16 protein-coding genes are annotated in these 17034 nt (G+C 43.2%); 3 read left to right on the plus strand and 13 right to left on the minus strand.

From position 1 onward, the window contains the following. Positions 1–86: 86 nt before the first annotated feature. From J7E78_RS24835 to J7E78_RS24865, 7 genes are all read right to left on the minus strand, one after another. Positions 87–2741 (minus strand): ABC transporter permease, encoded by a 2655-nt coding sequence (locus J7E78_RS24835; RefSeq protein ID WP_215078935.1) that lies wholly within the window; start codon positions 2739–2741, stop codon positions 87–89. After that, positions 2734–3423 (minus strand): ABC transporter ATP-binding protein, encoded by a 690-nt coding sequence (locus J7E78_RS24840; RefSeq protein WP_215078936.1) that lies wholly within the window; start codon positions 3421–3423, stop codon positions 2734–2736. Before J7E78_RS24840 ends, J7E78_RS24835 begins: the two co-directional genes overlap by 8 nt. An 80-nt stretch (positions 3424–3503) precedes the next feature. Next, complete coding sequence (locus J7E78_RS24845; RefSeq protein WP_215078937.1) at positions 3504–4778, minus strand: HAMP domain-containing sensor histidine kinase; 1275 nt, start codon at positions 4776–4778, stop codon at positions 3504–3506. A 1-nt stretch (position 4779) separates the two neighbouring features. Then, entirely contained in the window at positions 4780–5475 is a 696-nt protein-coding gene (locus J7E78_RS24850; protein WP_215078938.1) for a response regulator transcription factor, read from the minus strand. A 425-nt stretch (positions 5476–5900) separates the two neighbouring features. After that, positions 5901–6095 carry a hypothetical protein gene (locus J7E78_RS24855; protein ID WP_017688524.1) on the minus strand — a complete coding sequence of 65 codons (195 nt, stop codon included), beginning with the start codon at positions 6093–6095 and terminating at the stop codon, positions 5901–5903. A 154-nt stretch (positions 6096–6249) separates the two neighbouring features. Next, positions 6250–7122, minus strand: a complete 873-nt coding sequence (locus J7E78_RS24860) for a YitT family protein (protein WP_215078939.1) — start codon at positions 7120–7122, stop codon at positions 6250–6252. A gap of 90 nt (positions 7123–7212) precedes the next feature. Next, positions 7213–7569 (minus strand): MerR family transcriptional regulator, encoded by a 357-nt coding sequence (locus J7E78_RS24865; protein ID WP_215078940.1) that lies wholly within the window; start codon positions 7567–7569, stop codon positions 7213–7215. A 111-nt stretch (positions 7570–7680) separates the two neighbouring features. Here J7E78_RS24865 and J7E78_RS24870 point away from each other — a divergent pair, with 111 nt between their 5' ends. Further along, on the plus strand, positions 7681–8454 hold the full coding sequence (locus J7E78_RS24870; RefSeq protein WP_215078941.1) for an SDR family NAD(P)-dependent oxidoreductase: 774 nt from the start codon (positions 7681–7683) through the stop codon (positions 8452–8454). Positions 8455–8618: 164 nt separating this feature from the next. Here J7E78_RS24870 and nspC read toward each other — a convergent pair whose 3' ends face one another. The 6 genes from nspC to J7E78_RS24895 all read right to left on the minus strand — a co-directional run bounded on the left by nspC (position 8619) and on the right by J7E78_RS24895 (position 13726). After that, entirely contained in the window at positions 8619–9746 is a 1128-nt protein-coding gene (gene nspC / locus J7E78_RS24875) for a carboxynorspermidine decarboxylase (protein WP_215078944.1), read from the minus strand. Between the two features lies 1 nt (position 9747). Then, the gene (locus J7E78_RS24880) at positions 9748–10986 is read right to left on the minus strand and encodes a saccharopine dehydrogenase family protein (RefSeq protein ID WP_215078946.1); all 1239 of its coding nucleotides are present in this window, start codon (positions 10984–10986) and stop codon (positions 9748–9750) included. Positions 10987–11517: 531 nt separating this feature from the next. Continuing rightward, entirely contained in the window at positions 11518–11664 is a 147-nt protein-coding gene (locus tag J7E78_RS24885) for a hypothetical protein (protein WP_215078948.1), read from the minus strand. Positions 11665–11728: 64 nt separating this feature from the next. Beyond that, a complete protein-coding gene (locus J7E78_RS24890) occupies positions 11729–12469 on the minus strand; it encodes a cytochrome P450 (RefSeq protein WP_251035249.1) in 741 nt (246 codons plus the stop codon). Then, positions 12420–12737, minus strand: coding sequence for a cytochrome P450 (locus tag J7E78_RS29545; RefSeq protein ID WP_251035250.1), 318 nt, complete (start codon positions 12735–12737; stop codon positions 12420–12422). Before J7E78_RS29545 ends, J7E78_RS24890 begins: the two co-directional genes overlap by 50 nt. Positions 12738–12832: 95 nt before the next feature. Beyond that, on the minus strand, positions 12833–13726 hold the full coding sequence (locus J7E78_RS24895) for a TetR/AcrR family transcriptional regulator (protein WP_215078950.1): 894 nt from the start codon (positions 13724–13726) through the stop codon (positions 12833–12835). 234 nt (positions 13727–13960) lie between these two features. Here J7E78_RS24895 and J7E78_RS24900 point away from each other — a divergent pair, with 234 nt between their 5' ends. Both J7E78_RS24900 and J7E78_RS24905 read left to right on the plus strand, forming a co-directional pair. After that, complete coding sequence (locus J7E78_RS24900) at positions 13961–14608, plus strand: TetR/AcrR family transcriptional regulator (protein ID WP_215078952.1); 648 nt, start codon at positions 13961–13963, stop codon at positions 14606–14608. A gap of 19 nt (positions 14609–14627) precedes the next feature. Further along, positions 14628–16952, plus strand: a complete 2325-nt coding sequence (locus J7E78_RS24905) for an MMPL family transporter (protein ID WP_215078954.1) — start codon at positions 14628–14630, stop codon at positions 16950–16952. The last annotated feature ends 82 nt before the right edge of the window (positions 16953–17034 follow it).

Below are 17034 nucleotides of genomic sequence, written 5' to 3' on the forward strand. Positions count from 1 at the left end.
ACGATTTGCAGAGAAATAATCAATTTCATTGTTTATCCATAATCCATTAATAGAACGAAAGAGCCGCTATATTAGCGACTCTCCTCTTAATTTTCCTTTCTTAATGAATCCACGATCGTTGACTTGGTTATTCTATACAGCGGCCATGCTGTCGCGATAAGGGCTGTAACCACTGCACCTGAAGCAGCAATCCCCACACTGAGCCAAGGCAAAGACCATTCGATATCAAGCATACCCCGCAAAAGGTAATGGACGCCGAAGCTTAAACCTGTTCCGATGATGCTTCCATAGATCGCTGCATAGACTCCATAAAATATGCCTTCCAGCAGAATCATTTTGTTGACTTCTCTCTGTGTCATACCGATCGCTTTCAGTACAGCAAACTCTTTGGTACGTAGTATGAGATTGGTACTGACTGTATTCAGGATGTTGAGGAAGGCAATGAGAACAATGATTCCAACGAACCCGTAGAAAAAGATCTTCGCTGTGATAGCATCATTTTGAGCTTGTTCAAGTTCTGCAACTCGATTCGTATAATTGAACCCGGCATCTTTCTGAGTCAAAGACTTAAGGTAGTCCGTAATCGGTTTATTAGACAGATCGGAATGGGCAAGTATGAATATCCGCGAATACGTGTCATCTCCAGTTAAGTTCATTATGACTTTAGGTGTTGTCAGGTAAGTAATACCTGCACTCTCGTTATATTCGTTCGTTAAAGGTCCCTGATCCGCAATACCAAGAACTTTTACATTCTGATACGCTTCTCCCCTCCCTCTATTCGAACGAATTTGAATATAATCGCCAACTTTAAATTGAGTCTGATCGATGATAAGTTGTTTTCCGTTCTCCGTTATCATACTTAATTTCTGAATCAGAATGACTCCATTCTCACGATCCATGATTTCCTTATCCACTGTTCCTGTCACCAGCTTGGCATTGAGCATCTTCAAGGCATGTTCACCGTAAGACTGAAGGTAATTATTATCTGTGCGATACCCTTGCCCTTCATCCACTTGGTACATTCCCTTGGTCAGCTCGTAGTACTTCGGATTGATTTTATTCTTGGGAATGATCGCTGTCATCTGATGATTGTAGAATGGATAAGCCTGGTCTACTGCATCCAGCTTGACCAGATCCGTATACACCGAGTCATCAATTCGCCGGGAAGAACCATCGTACTGTAATGAATAGGAATAATCGATTCCGGAATGTGTCGTTAGCGTCAGCAACCCAATGAGGCCGTTGAAGACGATAAATAAAACCATGCTAATGATCATTGAGAAAGCCGTGATGCGAAACCGCTTTTTATTACGTTTAATGTTGCGAATAGCAAATTGACCCTCTATCCCGAAAATCCGTTTGATGATCAGCGACTTGGCAATATTGTTTACCTGCTCGACTTTTGTAACTCCCGTACTCGTTATTGCCTCAAGTGGAGATGTCTTGGCTGCTGATCTGGCGGGACCAATAGCAGACAGGAATACGGTTAACAATCCCAACACACCTGCACCAGCTAGTATCGGAAGCGATATCACCATCTGCATATCATTCAAAAAACCGAGTGTTAGCAAGCTGATATTATAGAACAAAAGCTTCATTAAGATGGTTCCAGTAAATAAGCCAATGGGAATACCTATCAAGCTCAGAAGAGCAGCTTCTTTGACCACAATATGACGTATTTGAGCTGGTGTAGCACCTATGCAACGAAGCATTCCGAACTGTGAAGTCCGCTCCAAAACTGAAATATGGAAGGCATTATAGATCACAGCACTTGTACAGCCAATAATAATAAGGATTACCGCAATGAAGGCGAGTATAATACTCTGATTTACACCTTCATGCGTACTTTTTCCATATAATTCAAGCAGTTCATTGTTATACTCCACTCGCATATTCTTGATATAATTCTCACGACTTAGCTGCTGAGCAGACCCTTGATCCATATCATTCATTTGTAATGAGGAAATGATATTTTTTGTTTTCTCCTTCATGTGATCCATCGATTTCATTTTAAGGTAGATAAAATACGTTTGATCTGGATCTATCTTTTGATGGTTAACATACGTAATGGCTTGGAAAATGAATCTGGAAGACCATGAACTGTTGTTAAACGGTTTGGTGAAACCAACGATGGTGAATTGCCTCTGGAACTGTGGATGAAAGCCCTCATCCAGATCCCAGCCAAAATCGCCAAGTCCGCTAATGGGTTTGAGTTCTCCCGTCGAGGCAATAACCCGACTTCCCACGTTTATAGTCATGTGCTCGCCAAGTGTGGGCTTGCTCTTAAAGTAACTCAAACTCTCCGCTGAAAGAATTATTTCATTCGGATTCTGAGGCAGCCTTCCTGAATCCAGCTGAACTTGGAGCTTGTTCATTGCGTCAGGATCGTACCCCTTAATATTCAGGTAGCGGTAGGGAGCCGCATTCGGATTTTCACGTTTTTCTTTAGAGCTAGTATTGCTAATAACCGCATATCCGATACGATTAACGGTCCCCGCACTCTCTACGGTTGCCTGATTGACGATTTTGGAGACGAAATCACCTGGGACTCCGTTAAACGAAACGTGGTAATCACCAAAATCATGAGTTGCCTGCCGAATCAGCTTATCTCGATAACTAAGACCGATGGTTCCTATGGCTGTAATCAGAGTTACCGATAAAATAATGCCTATGATGACAAGCAAGGATCTTTTCTTCTGCCCCAATAAATATCTCTCTGTCAGACCGGTGTAGTTATTCAATGAAATTCACCCCGTTTTGTTGCCATAGCGCACCATCTTTAATACTCAACACTCGATCTGCCTTTTGAGCTATATTCAGGTCATGCGTGATCATAATCAGGGTTTGATTATATTTTTTGACGGAGAAGGTAAGTAGATCAACGATTTCTTTACTGTGTTGACTGTCCAGGTTACCCGTGGGTTCGTCTGCCAAGATAATGGATGGTTTGTTGATTAGAGCCCGTCCAATGGCTGTTCGTTGTTGCTGGCCGCCTGATAATTGGGAAGGAAGATGTTTTCTGCGATCACTCAGTCCCAATACATCCAATAACTCTTCAATGTAACTTTTATCCACTTTTTTGTTCTCTAACAGCATGGGTAGCGTTATATTTTCTTCCGTGGTCAACACTGGAATAAGATTATAGGATTGAAATATGAAACCGATTTTGCGTCTGCGGAATAGGGCGAGTTCAAGTTCGCTCTGTGAATACAGATCGGTATTATCAATGATAACCTGGCCTTGCGTCGGCTCATCCACGCCCCCGAGCAGATGTAATAACGAGCTCTTCCCTGATCCGCTCGCACCGACAATAGCGACAAATTCCCCTTGATTAACAGAAAGATTAACCTCTTTGAGCGCATCCACTTTTGTCTCAGCGTTTCCGTATGTCTTACATAAATTAATGGTCTTCAAAATTTCCACCTGTATACCTCCATCTGTTGGTCAACTGTTTACTCTATTGAGTATAGAAGGTCTACCTTACGATAAAGTGAAGAAGAAGCTTACGTTTTCGTAAGCTTCCCTTCTTCACTCCATTCATTCCGTTTAAAGAACGAGATCCTGAATTCAGAACCTTTCCCGTATATGCTTTCAGCCGTAATCATTCCATCCTGTCCTTCAATAATGGATTTGGTCAAAGATAGGCCTATACCAATACCTTCAGGTTTGGAATGACTTTTACCCCGGTAGAATCGTTTGAAAATATGTGGTATATCCTCTGGCCGAATACCTTCGCCATGGTCTCGAACCATGATCGTATGAAATAGATTGCTCTCTTCCAATGAAATCTCAATTCTGCCCTCTTCCGGGCTATATTCAATTGCATTTTTAATGACATTCATCAAGGCTTCCTTGAACCATTCTTCATCCGCCAGGATAGCCATTTGCTCGCCGCCCACGATTGTAATGACTTGTTTCTTCGGTTCAGTGATGGGTCGTAACGCATGTACGACATTGTCTATTGTCTCTCTGACCTGAAAACGGTCACGACGGAACTGAATACCGCCAGCCTCAACACGTGCCATCTTCAGCAGATTAACGATGAGCCAATCCATTCGGTCAAGCTGCTTGCGGCTTCGTGTCAGGAATGCTGTTTTCATCTCTTCTTTCATTCTATGATCACGAAGCAGATTTTCATTAAACAAAATCAGCGATGAAAGTGGAGTTTTGAGCTGGTGTGAGATATCAGATAACAGGTTGCGCAAGAACTTCTTCTCCTGATGCAGTTGCTCCAGACTATTGGTTAATCTTCCTGCCATGGCGTTAAAACTTCGACCAAGCAGGCCAAAATCTCCTTCCATATTCTCCGGCAAGGTGCCCGCAAACTGACGCTCCACCACCTGCTCGGCCGCATATGAAATGGCTCTGATTTTGGAAAATATTTTGCGATACTCCCACATGATCAATACTAAGATTGGAATAACGAAGATCAGCACCTGGGCGGCAGTTTTAATCGGTAACAAGGTACCGGCTAAGACCGGTTGTTCATGAACGGACAGGTTCGTTGTATATCCATATTGGGAAAGAATCCGCTTACCTTCTATGATGGCCTTCGTTTGTGCTCCTTGAGTAATATCATGAATAATTTCATTTTCACTTTCAGGATACTTTAATAACAGATGCCCCACCATAGATGCATTTTGATCCACGATGGCCAGATTAATACGTCCGACTTGCGTGGATATATACATGAACATCAGTAGTGACAGCAGTATCTGTACTATAATAACTTTGACGGTAATGGACTTCCATTCCGGATTTCGTATCACATGCATCATGTCATTTCCCCTCAACGTTTGCATTCCATTTGTAGCCGACTCCGCGAACAGTCACAATGTACTCTGGGGTTGCAGGTATGATTTCCATCTTCTCTCTAAGCCTTCGTATATGAACGGAAAGAGTGTTATCATCGACAAACTCACCTGACATATCCCATAGATGGCTTAGAATCGAACCTCTTCTGCAGATCTGTTTGGGATGAGTAATTAACATAAGCAAGAGCCGATATTCAAGCGCAGTTAGTGTAATCTCTACATTATTTTTGAATACGGTCCCTTCCAACATACGCACTTGAATGTCACCAGAGTACCATATATTCACTTCCTGCTGACTCCGTGGGTTCCGTCTTAGAACGGCTTTAATTCGTGAAAGCAGCTCTTTGGTGCGCACAGGTTTCGTAACATAGTCATCAGCCCCTATCTCAAGTCCTGCAACGACGTTGGCTTCTTCATCCAAAGCCGTCAGGAATATGATGGGTACTTGTGAGGTTTCTCTTATCTCACGACACAACTGATATCCTGACCCATCCGGCAAATTAACATCCAGCAATATGAGATCAATCGCTTCATTATGCAGAGCATGCCTGGCTTCTGCCAGGCTTCCTGCGTGACTAACTTCATAGCCTTCACTGGAAAGAGTGTACTCTATGCCAAATACTAAATTTTCATCGTCTTCTACGAGTAATAATCGATTCATTCTAACACCTCAACTCAACTTGTACTTTTAATATGGTAAACTAACATGATTCTGATCTAGTATACAGTATAAACGCACCCTGCTGATTACTCCGCTCAACACCTGCTTGTTACAGTTCTCTCGACGATAGAATGAAGTCAGTAATTATAAGGGGATCTGACGGTGTTAACCACAAAAACACCCCTTAAATTCATTGGCTAAACTGGAAGTTTACCAACGGCTTTTCTAAGGGGCATTTAGCGATACTATTCTCACACTAATGGATTATAATGAAGAACATTATGCATCTTCCATCCATCGCTTAATGTACTTCGACCGGGGTCGTCATTCAGCTTACTCGTTGTAATTGCCCGAACTGTTCGGTTTGATAAAAGGCTTGCATTAAAAAGCCGATCCAATAAAGGATCAGCTTATGTTGTAACTTTTTAGACTTCGCCGCGTCTGTTCTCAACCGATTTCATACGGTTTTGATCATCTGGTACCCGGTCAACACTGAACTCTTGACCAGCTTCAACCTCACCATGACCTGAAATATTTCGGGAAAAATTAGTGAACTGCCTTTTTTGCTCATCCAGCTCGTGTTTTTGCTTCAAAAGCTCTTGCGGGTCCTGCTTTGTCACTATGCTAACCTCCCATAGAAATCATGCTATTTATTCACACTACAGAAGTTTTCCATAAGAGAGTGGTTCTTATGCATGAAGTACAACAAATTACTATTAAACAAGGTAAAAAAACGCACTGACAAGAGTGTTCCTCCTGCCAGCGCACTTTTTGTTAATGAATATCTTTCTTTTTGAAATTGCCGCCTCTCACTTCAGCTACATCGTATACAACTACAAAAGCAGCCGGGTCAATTTCATGAATGATATCTTTAATTTTACTCTCTTCCATTCGGTTGATGACACAAGTGATTTCCTTGAATTGCTCATTAGAGTAGCCACCGTATGCATCGGTATACGTTGCTCCACGACCTAATCGGTCACGAATGGTTTCAACCATGATTTCTGGTTGATTCGTAATAATTTTAAACGTTTTGGAGCCGCTCAAGCCCTCTTCAACAATATGTATTACTTTGGAAGCAATGAAATACGCAAGTCCTGACAAGATCGCACCTTGAAGACCAAATACGGTAGAAACGACAATAAAGACAAACATGTTAAGGAACAGAATGAGATCACTGGTTCCAAAAGGTACTTTGCGCGATAGGAGTACAGCCAACATATCTATACCATCCAATGCGCCGCCATTACGCAGTGCAAGTCCCATACCAAAACCGATGATAATCCCGCCAACAACCGTAACGAGCAAGGTATCACCTTCAATAATCGTTGGTACATGGTGCATCAGACTGGTGCTGATTGCGAGTGAAGCAATACCGAGGATCGAATATAACGCAAAGCTTTTTCCGATTTGCTTATACCCGAGCCACACAAATGGAATGTTAATAATCCCGATGAGCATCCCCAGTGGTAATCCGAACAGCTGTGATCCTACGATACTCAGACCTGTGACACCACCATCTGAGACATTATTCGGGATCAATATGGCTTCGAGACCATATCCCGTTATAAATCCCCCAATGATAATCAATAATACTTTGGAGAGGATCTTTAACTTGTTTGACTTTTGTTTTCTGTTTTGATGCATTGCATTTCCCCCTTGATGAACAACCGATAAAAAACAGTCTATAATAAAAATCACTGTTTTGGCAATAGATCGTCATTTGTGTGAGTTACTTCATTTTCCGATGAGCGTTCGATACAACGAAATTTTATGCTCAAGCATCTCATCTGCTGTGTGAAGTATGTGCATCTGTTTTTGAATCGACTCTTTATGCTCCTCCAGCAACTTTAAACGATCTGTCGCTGTATGCTCCCCTTCCTGAAACAAGGACGCATACTTCTTAATCGTCGCAATGGGCATCTGAGTCTCTTTTAATTTAATTACAAATTGCAGCCATTTCAGGTGTGACTCGTTGTATCGCCTGTCTCCACTCGCATCTCGGAGAGGAGTTACAATCTGTTCCTTCTCATAATAACGTAACGTATGTGCACTGATATGGAGTAATTCTGCCACTTCACCAATGGTATGCATGGTTAACCTCCCCTCCATTTTCCCGCTTGACTTAGAGTAAGCTCTAATCAGTATAATCAACTCGTGGTCACATCACAATAAATAATGAAATCAGATCCAGGAGGAATTCCCATGAAATACACAGTGATTACCGGTGCAAGTTCAGGCATTGGATATGAAGCGGCTTTAGATTTTACAGCTCGTGGCAAAAATATGATCCTGGCAGCTCGCCGAACCGATGAATTGGACAAGTTAAAAGCAAAAATAGCTGAAATCAATCCTGATCTGGATGTTGTCATTCGGACAGTAGATCTGTCGATTGCCGCTAATGTGCATGAAATCTATGAAAGTCTTCAGGCTTATTCCATTGAAACGTGGATTAACAACGCCGGATTCGGGAATTTCGCTTCCGTTGGCGAACAACACCTGCCCAAGATTGAGCAGATGCTTCATCTAAATATAGAAGCACTAACGATTCTTTCTTCCCTGTATGTACGTGATTATGCAGATGTTGATGGCACACAGATCATTAATATTTCCTCTGGTGGAGGATATACGATTGTAGCCGATGCAGTTACCTACTGCGCAACCAAGTTCTATGTAAGTGCCTTTACCGAAGGACTTGCGCAAGAATTAAAAGGTAAAAACGCAGCAATGCAAGCCAAAGTACTCGCTCCGGCTGCAACCGAGACCGAGTTTGCTAAACATTCCTTTAATGTAGACGAGTTTGAATATGAGGGCAGAGTTCCCAAGTTCCATACGGCGGAACAAATGGCTGGATTTTTACTTGAGTTGTATGACAGTGAGAGCGTAGTCGGCATTGTAGATGGATTGACGTATGATTTTGAACTGCGCGAACCCCTCTTTCCTTACGCTGCAAGGGCAGCATCGAAACCACAAAATTAATCCGTAATCGAAATCGAGTTGTCTGAGTACCGCAAACATCATCTAACCTCACTGATAAACATCATTAAATCTAATCGTTAAACATCAGTTAACGTTAAGAAGGGAACCTGTCTCCAGGTTCCCTTCTTTGTATTTATAATCAATGTTTACTATATAATGAAGTATTATGCCAGCCTCATTTTGAAATCCTGATATCCGAATTCGCGAACAACTTCGCAATCGCCGTCTTTTCTTTTGACTGCAATCGCTGGAAGCGGCATGCCGTTGAACGTGTTGGTTTTCACCATGGAGTAAATCGCCATGTCCTCGAATACAAGACGGTCACCTTCTTGTAAAGGCTCATCGAATGAATAATCCCCAATTACGTCACCAGACAGACATGTTTGTCCACCAAGACGATACAGATGGGCTTTCTCGCCTACTTCTCCCGAACCGATTAGCGGCGGGCGATATGGCATTTCCAGCACATCCGGCATATGACACGTTGCGGAAGTATCCAATATAGCGATGTCCATACCGTTTTTATGGAAGTCCAGTACAGAAGTTACCAGATAACCCGCGTTCAGCGCAACAGCTTCTCCTGGCTCCAGATATACTTCCAGGCCATAGTCGTTCTGCATACGTTTGATGCATGCTTCCAGTCTTGGAATATCATAATCTTCACGTGTGATATGGTGTCCACCACCGAAGTTGATCCATTCCATTTGCGGCAACCATTGTCCAAACTTCTCGACAACTGCATTCAACGTAGTCTCCAGATCGTCTGAATTTTGCTGACACAGTGTGTGGAAGTGCAGTCCAAAGACACCTTCCAAAAGATCTGCTTGGAAATCCTCTTGTTTCGCGCCAAAACGCGAACCCGGGGAACACGGATCGTAGATCTCGTGTCCTTCTTGGGTAGAGCATTCAGGGTTGACGCGCAAGCCGACCTTACGGCCAGCTTGAAGCGCCTTATCCTTGAATTTTGCAAGCTGCGAAAAAGAATTAAAAATAATATGGTCGCAGATGGAGATAATCTCGTCGATCTCTTCTGCGCGGTATGCCGGAGCAAAGACATGATTCTCTTTGCCCATCTCCTCGTGGCCCAGGCGTGCTTCATACAAACCGCTCGCTGTAGCCCCGCTCAGGTATTCTCCAATCAGCGGATACATCGCAGTCATGGAGAATGCTTTTTGAGCGAGCACGATTTTGGCACCTGTACGCTGCATAACACCGTTCAGGATTTTCAGGTTTCTCTCGATAAGCCCCTCGTCAACAACAAAACATGGTGTCGGTAATTGCTCGAACTGCATTTTAACGAACAAGCTCCGATTCTTTAACTTCTTCTGGCAGCTCATCAACGAGTACCGGGTTGAAGTCTTCTACCCATGGGAGACCCCATTTGTTCAACTCTTCCATGAATGGATCTGGATTAAATTCTTCTACATTAAATACGCCTGGTTTGTTCCATTTGCCTGTCATGACCATTGCTGCACCAATCATAGCTGGAACGCCTGTAGTGTAAGAGATCGCTTGGGAACCCACTTCTTTGTAGCACTCTTGGTGATCACAGATATTGTAAACATAATATGTTTTGTCTTGACCGTCTTTTTTACCTTTGAAAATACAACCGATGTTTGTTTTACCAACAGTACGTGGTCCAAGGGATGCTGGATCAGGCAGTACTGCTTTCAGGAATTGCAGTGGAATAATTTGTTTACCTTCATATTCAATAGGCTCGATTGAAGTCATGCCTACATTCTCAAGTGCTTTCAAGTGAGTCAGGTAGCTTTGACCAAATGTCATGAAGAAACGGATACGTTTCAGACCTGGCATGTTTTTCGCCAAAGATTCCAGTTCCTCATGGTACAACAGGTACATGTCTTTCTCGCCAACTTCCTTGAAGTCGTAGACACGTTTGATTTCCATCGGTTTTGTTTCGATCCATTCACCATTCTCCCAGTATCTTCCGTTCGCTGAAACTTCGCGAATGTTGATCTCAGGGTTGAAGTTTGTTGCGAACGGATAACCGTGGTCGCCGCCATTGCAGTCCAGAATGTCAATGTACTCGATTTCGTCAAAGTAGTGCTTCAGGGCATAAGCAGAGAATACGCCAGTTACGCCTGGGTCAAATCCACTACCGAGCAATGCAGTGATGCCTGCTTGTTCAAAACGCTCTTTGTAATCCCATTGCCAGCTATATTCAAATTTCGCTGTATCATGTGGCTCATAGTTTGCTGTATCCATGTAATTCGTTTTGGTTGCAAGGCAAGCATCCATGATCGTCAGATCTTGGTATGGCAGAGCCAGGTTCATTACGATATCCGGTTTAACTTCGTTGATCAGGGCAATCAGTTCGTCAACATTGTCCGCATCCACTTGTGCTGTCGTGATTTTTGTTTTGCCGCCGTCCAGTTTCGCTTTGAGTTCATCACATTTGGATTTGGTACGACTCGCGATGCAAATTTCCTCAAAAACTTCGCTGTTTTGAACGCATTTGTGTACTGCCACTGAAGCTACGCCGCCGGCGCCGATGATTAGTGCTTTTCCCATTTTACATTCTCCTATCCCAATTGTAATTTTTGCATTGACATCCATAATTTTATCGTTTTTTCAACTTCGGTCCGGTCTTGAACCAACAAAAAAAGCAAGGTGAACAATGCCGCAATCACGCATCATCACACTTGCTTGTCGATATACATCATTAAAAAGACGCAAAGTCTCCATAACTAAACAAGTTCAAAAGAACTCCTCCAGTGGAAAGCTTCTTCATGTATATCAATATCGGATCAGAGTCTATATAGCAAATAATTCGCCTTTACCACTCTTATTGACCGTTTCACAAGTTGATGTGCAATTGCACTGGTTGTAAAGTAACCAACTTATAAAATTTGAGCTTTGAACTCAATCAATAAGGCAACATAAGTTGCCAATCGGCGTTTGACCCGGCTGTCCGTATGGCCTTAACTTCCTGTGGAAGTGGTCAAATTATCTGCTGGAAAGCTCCAATTCATATTGATAAATCCACTTTCCAAAATCACAGGTCTTACACTATCAGACGTCGGAATAAAAATCAAGCATTTATCACAAATTATTTTTATCCAACGCGATTATTATGTTTCTTCCAGCAATTTCCGCTAATAGATCATGGGCCAAATGGTTCGTTTCCTTCTTTGCGAGCTTGCAGAAAAGCTCAATGGCTTTATGCATAAAAAGTTCATCTTTATTCATAAGGTTTACCTCCACAACGAAAATTATGTACTCGATTTTATGTTCTGCATTAAGAGTGTATCTATTAAAATTTTACGGGCAACGATGCCAATCCCTGTGATGACAAAGCAGAGTGCCAATGAATCTCTTCCTGAGAAACACTGAGCTGAATATCCGGTAGCTGACGTAAAAGCGTAGTAAACGCCACGTCCCCTTCTACACGAGCAAGTGGAGCGCCAAGACACATATGGATGCCGTGTCCAAAGGCCAAATGCCGTTTTATTTTGCGCTCAATATCCAACTCTTTGGGGTCAGTGAACTGCTGCTCGTCCCGGTTCGCTGATTTCAGAAGTGGAATTACAACATCTCCCTTTTGAATCAATTGTCCATCCAACTCCGTGTCCTGTGTTGCATAACGAGGACCTGAAGAAGTGGCGGGTCCGTTATATCGTAGCAACTCCTCCACTGCAGAAGGAACCAGATTTAGATTTTTTTTCAGTTGTTCGGGATGTGTCAGAAGAAGATAAGAGCCGGTTGCAATCAGATTGGAAGTTGTCTCATGTCCAGCAAATATTAGTAACGTGATCATGGATATTAATTCATCTTCATTCAATCGATTACCCTCCTCCTCAATCGCAATCAATTGACTGATGAGATCATCTGAGGGCTCCACTCGTTTGTTCGCGACAAGCTGTGAGGTGTACTCTGCGAATGATTGCAAGTGCTGCGCTACTGCAGGGTCCTGTTTACCAAAACCAAGACCTTTTGCAATGGCTTCAGACCATACATGAATCTGAGGTCGGTCTTCCTGAGGTATACCCAACATCTCGGAGTGAACGCTTTCGAATATCATTGCCACTATCAATAGATTTCATATCTACCGTAAATCGATAGTGATCTTTCAGCACTTCCATAGCAATGTCCATCCGAGTTACAATCCAGGTTTGCCCTGCTCCACCCATTGGATTAGGAATAGGGACAACGGAACCTTTGGCACGCATTTGTGCAAACATGGCAAATGGGTCTTTGCTATTTTCTTCGCTAAATAAACTAAATTCTGCTTTTTCATATGTCTGGTTATTCGAGTTATTCATATAAATCTTCCTTTCGGAGTGAAGTTATTCGAATCTATGGAAATACTACAAGCATAAAAAGCAAAAAAAGAGGTCGGCTTCGAGCCAACCCCCGATTAATTACGTTGCTTCACCAGTTCCAAATACCACCAACAGGCTTCGGTCAGTCTATTGGCTTCAGATTGAAATGCACTTGATTTGTACTCTTTGTGAAATGCTTGAAGCACCACTTCGATTACAGGGATATTTAAATCCTCTTGATCCTGTAATAGCGCTAAAAGCCCCTTCGAAAGTTGCTTTAATGATGCAGATTCCTTGGATTTTTGAACACGGTTGTTGAACTCATCAAATTCGATCAATACATTATCGATGTCCAGACCCATATCATGGTTACGCTCATCGGCATTCAGGAAATAGAGAGACTGAAAGTCGAAAATATGTTCATTTCTCTGGTGCATTGTTCTTAGGATCACTTCAATGTACGTCAATACTTTTGGAACCACTTCGCTCCATACCGGTTTTTGCGTATTTAGACTTCTTGATGTGTTCGCAATCTGATGTAGTATGCCGTAGCACAATATTGCCCCTTCGTTGGCATATAAGCTAATGTCGTTCCCGTACACTTGAATCAAGCGTGTAGATAGCCATTTTAGATGAACTGTAGCCAGTTTGGCTGAGTTAATCTCCCCGGAATAAAAACCCGTCCAATATAATTCCCATACTCGCTCTTTATTAGGTACAGACATAGGAATCGCAATCTGGTCTACGAGCAGGTCATAATCCGATGTATAGTGATTTTGTTCAAGTTCCTTGCGGATGAAAACATCCTCTTGCATGCGCTGATCAATAATCGAATATAAACAGTCTTCTTTTGAACTGAAGAATTTGTAGAATGTGCCTTTGGATACACCCGATTCATCCAAGATCATCTGGATTGTTGTATTTGCATAGCTATGCTCTAAAAATAGTGCAAGTGCTGTTTCCAATAAACTTTGTTTACGACTACTCATGTCCCGTCATCGCCCCAAGTTTTTCTCTGATTTTAACATTCATTCCTCAGGAGTTGAAGCATTGATTCGCAGTATAGCCGTCACATAAAATAATTGCACAATGAGTAAATTTGCACAATGTGCAACTTGTTGTTATGATAAACCTCACAAAGTGCATATTCAGTAAGTGTGCTCTTCTTAAAAGAATTAAACCATAGTCATTGGAGTTGGAGGTGAACGCATAAGCGGAGAATAATGATCAAACGAAACTTGCGACATTTGAAAAAAGAAGCAACTGAAAAAGCACTTGCTGGTACTGCATTTGAACTTACCCTTGAACATGGGCTTGATGGCTTTACGGTTGAAGATATCGTGCATCAGGTGGGTTGTTCACGTAGAACATTTGCAAACTATTTCACATGTAAGGAAGAGGCAGTAGCCCGAGGCGCAATATCTGTCCAGAATACAACGGAACTCGAGGAGTTACTTACCGAATTGCCCGACAACGTCTCCTTGCTTGACGTACTGTATAACCTGATCAAGATGCAGCTTACAACAGAACTAATTGGAAGGCTTCATCAGCTACTCTCCCTATCTCAGACTTATCCTGTGCTAGAACCGCATTACCTTGGAGCCATGCACCGGATGCAGACGCAGGCACAAGATACCTTATTAGACTTATCTAACGGGAAATATGACGAGATCTATACTTATCTACTGATTAACGCACTATATGGATCGATACTGCCATTAATTGATGGAAGACTCAATGTGTTGCTGCCTGGACAAGTCATTACTGAAGATACCAAGCCCGGTGCTTTAACGTTCGATCAATTTTTGGAAACCACGTTTAATCATTTGCGTGCAGGATTCGAACATGCCAACCATCCACATTCATCATAGAGGAGTGTAAAATAGAGAAATGTCTACATTATTATACAAAGTGGGGAAAACCGCTTTTAGCAAACCTGCAACCTTCATCATAGGCTGGGTTTTAATTCTGGGAATTGTCATCTCCATGATCAGCATCAATGGTATTCACATCAGTTCTGAAATGAAGATTGAAGGCACAGAGTCACAGAAGGTTCTGGATCAATTGGCAAAAGAACTGCCAGCAGCCTCCGGTGGTCAAGGAAGTGTTGTGTTCAAGGCACCTGACAACGAGCGTTTGGATACGCCTGAACGTTTGGCTGCCATGATGAAAGGTGTTAATGAAGTTTACGGATTAGACAAAGTCATTAATCCTGCGGACTATGCAGCTGAAGCGAGTAACTCAGGTGCTTCCGCTGAGATGGCTCAGAATGCTCAGGCTACCGATACGGCACAATCCGCAACAACCACGCCTCCTCCCTATGGACCTTTGATGGTGGATGGTGTTCCTGTACCTGGTATGCTGATCTCTTCGGACGGCAGCATTGCACTGTTCCAGTTCCAATTTACAATGGAGCAGTCTGCCATAACACAGGATGTATTTGATTCCGTTATTGACTCCGTTATGACGGTAGAGCAAGGAACCAACATCACGGTCTTGCCAGGCGAAACGCTTAAAACGGTATCGATTGGGGTCGGCTCGGCTGAGATTGTCGGATTGGTGATTGCTGTCATTGTATTGCTGATCACCCTTGGCTCCGTTGTTGCAGCAGGTCTGCCTCTGATCACTGCACTTCTCGGAGTTGCCATTGGAGTTGGTGGTGCGTTCTCCATCTCCAAATTCATCGAAATGCCTAGTGTTACCTCCGTCCTGGCTCTCATGGTTGGATTAGCTGTTGGAATCGATTATGCTCTCTTCATTGTTAATCGCCAGCGTCGAATGATCATTGATCAAGGCTTGAGCGCAAAAGAAGCAACGGCCAGAGCCATTGGTACATCGGGCAGCGCAGTATTTTTTGCCGGATTAACCGTCATTATTGCACTGTGCGGTATGCTGGTCATTGGTCTCACATTCTTGTCTACGATGGCTTTGGTCGCAGCTGCCACCGTGCTCATTAACGTATTCGTTGCTTTAACCCTGTTGCCGGCTTTACTGGGATTGGTAGGAGAACGCATCTGTTCCGCCAAAGCTCGTGAGAAAAGCACGAAACATCCTAAAGCCACTAGTCACGGAGTCGCGGACAGATGGGTGAAATTCGTTATCAAAAATCGTTGGGCTACCATTATCGCCATCATCGTTATTCTTGGTTTTGCCGCGACCCCGATCACCAAAATGGAAATGGGTATCCCCGGCGCTTCCTCAGCGAATCTGGATACAACTGCAAGACAAAGCTATGATGCCATCTCCGAAGGCTTCGGGGAAGGATTCAACGGACCCCTTATTCTGGTCGCAGAGCCTAAACAATCTTCCGCAAAAGTCACGCCGGAACTCTTGGGCGGTCTGATGATGGAGCTGCAAGGTCAAAACAATGTTGCACAGGTTACACCGCTTGGTATGACAGAAGATTTGGCTATCTTTAGTCTCATTCCAAAAACGGGTCCTAACGATACTCTCACTAAAACACTGGTCACTGATCTACGCGCGGCTGATTTCAGCATCACACAGACCTATGATGTGAAACTCGGCGTTACAGGACTTACAGCTGTTAACATCGATATGTCAGCCAAACTGGCGCAGGTGTTCCCTATTTATGTAGGCATCATCATCCTGTTGTCACTGATCATCCTGTTACTTGTATTCCGTTCAATCATCGTTCCCATCAAAGCAACAATTGGCTTCCTGCTTAGTATCCTGGCTACATTCGGGATCACAACTGCTGTGTTCCAATGGGGCTGGCTGCATTCGCTCTTTGGTTTCGATACAGGCGGCCCGCTGCTGAGCTTTATGCCGATCATCGTGACAGGTATCCTGTATGGCCTCGCGATGGACTATCAAGTCTTCCTTGTGAGCTCCATGCGGGAATCCTATGTGCATGGTCATCGCGGGACCGAATCCGTCGTTCATGGATACAATCAGGTCAGTCGCGTGGTTGTTGCCGCAGCAGTGATTATGGTCTCTGTATTTGCAGGATTTATATTCACTGACGATGTCATGATCAAGCAGATTGGTTTCACTTTGGCTGTAGGCATTCTAATTGATGCTTTTATCATCCGTATGGGCTTGGTCCCTGCCATCATGGCTATTTTCGGAGACAAAGCTTGGGCACTTCCAAAATGGCTGGATCGCATTCTGCCAAACCTGGATGTTGAAGGCGAGAAGCTGATTGCTTCCCTGAATGCTGAAGAGCATGCCAACACGAAGTCTGGATTAAAATAATCATTTCAAATACCAGGATTATTTCACGATTCCATTTACCAATACTAGGACCTCCTCTGTTTTAAAGTGTACCCTTTGTAAA

The sequence above is a fragment of the Paenibacillus polymyxa genome (assembly GCF_018614975.1).
Classification (GTDB): domain Bacteria; phylum Bacillota; class Bacilli; order Paenibacillales; family Paenibacillaceae; genus Paenibacillus; species Paenibacillus polymyxa_E.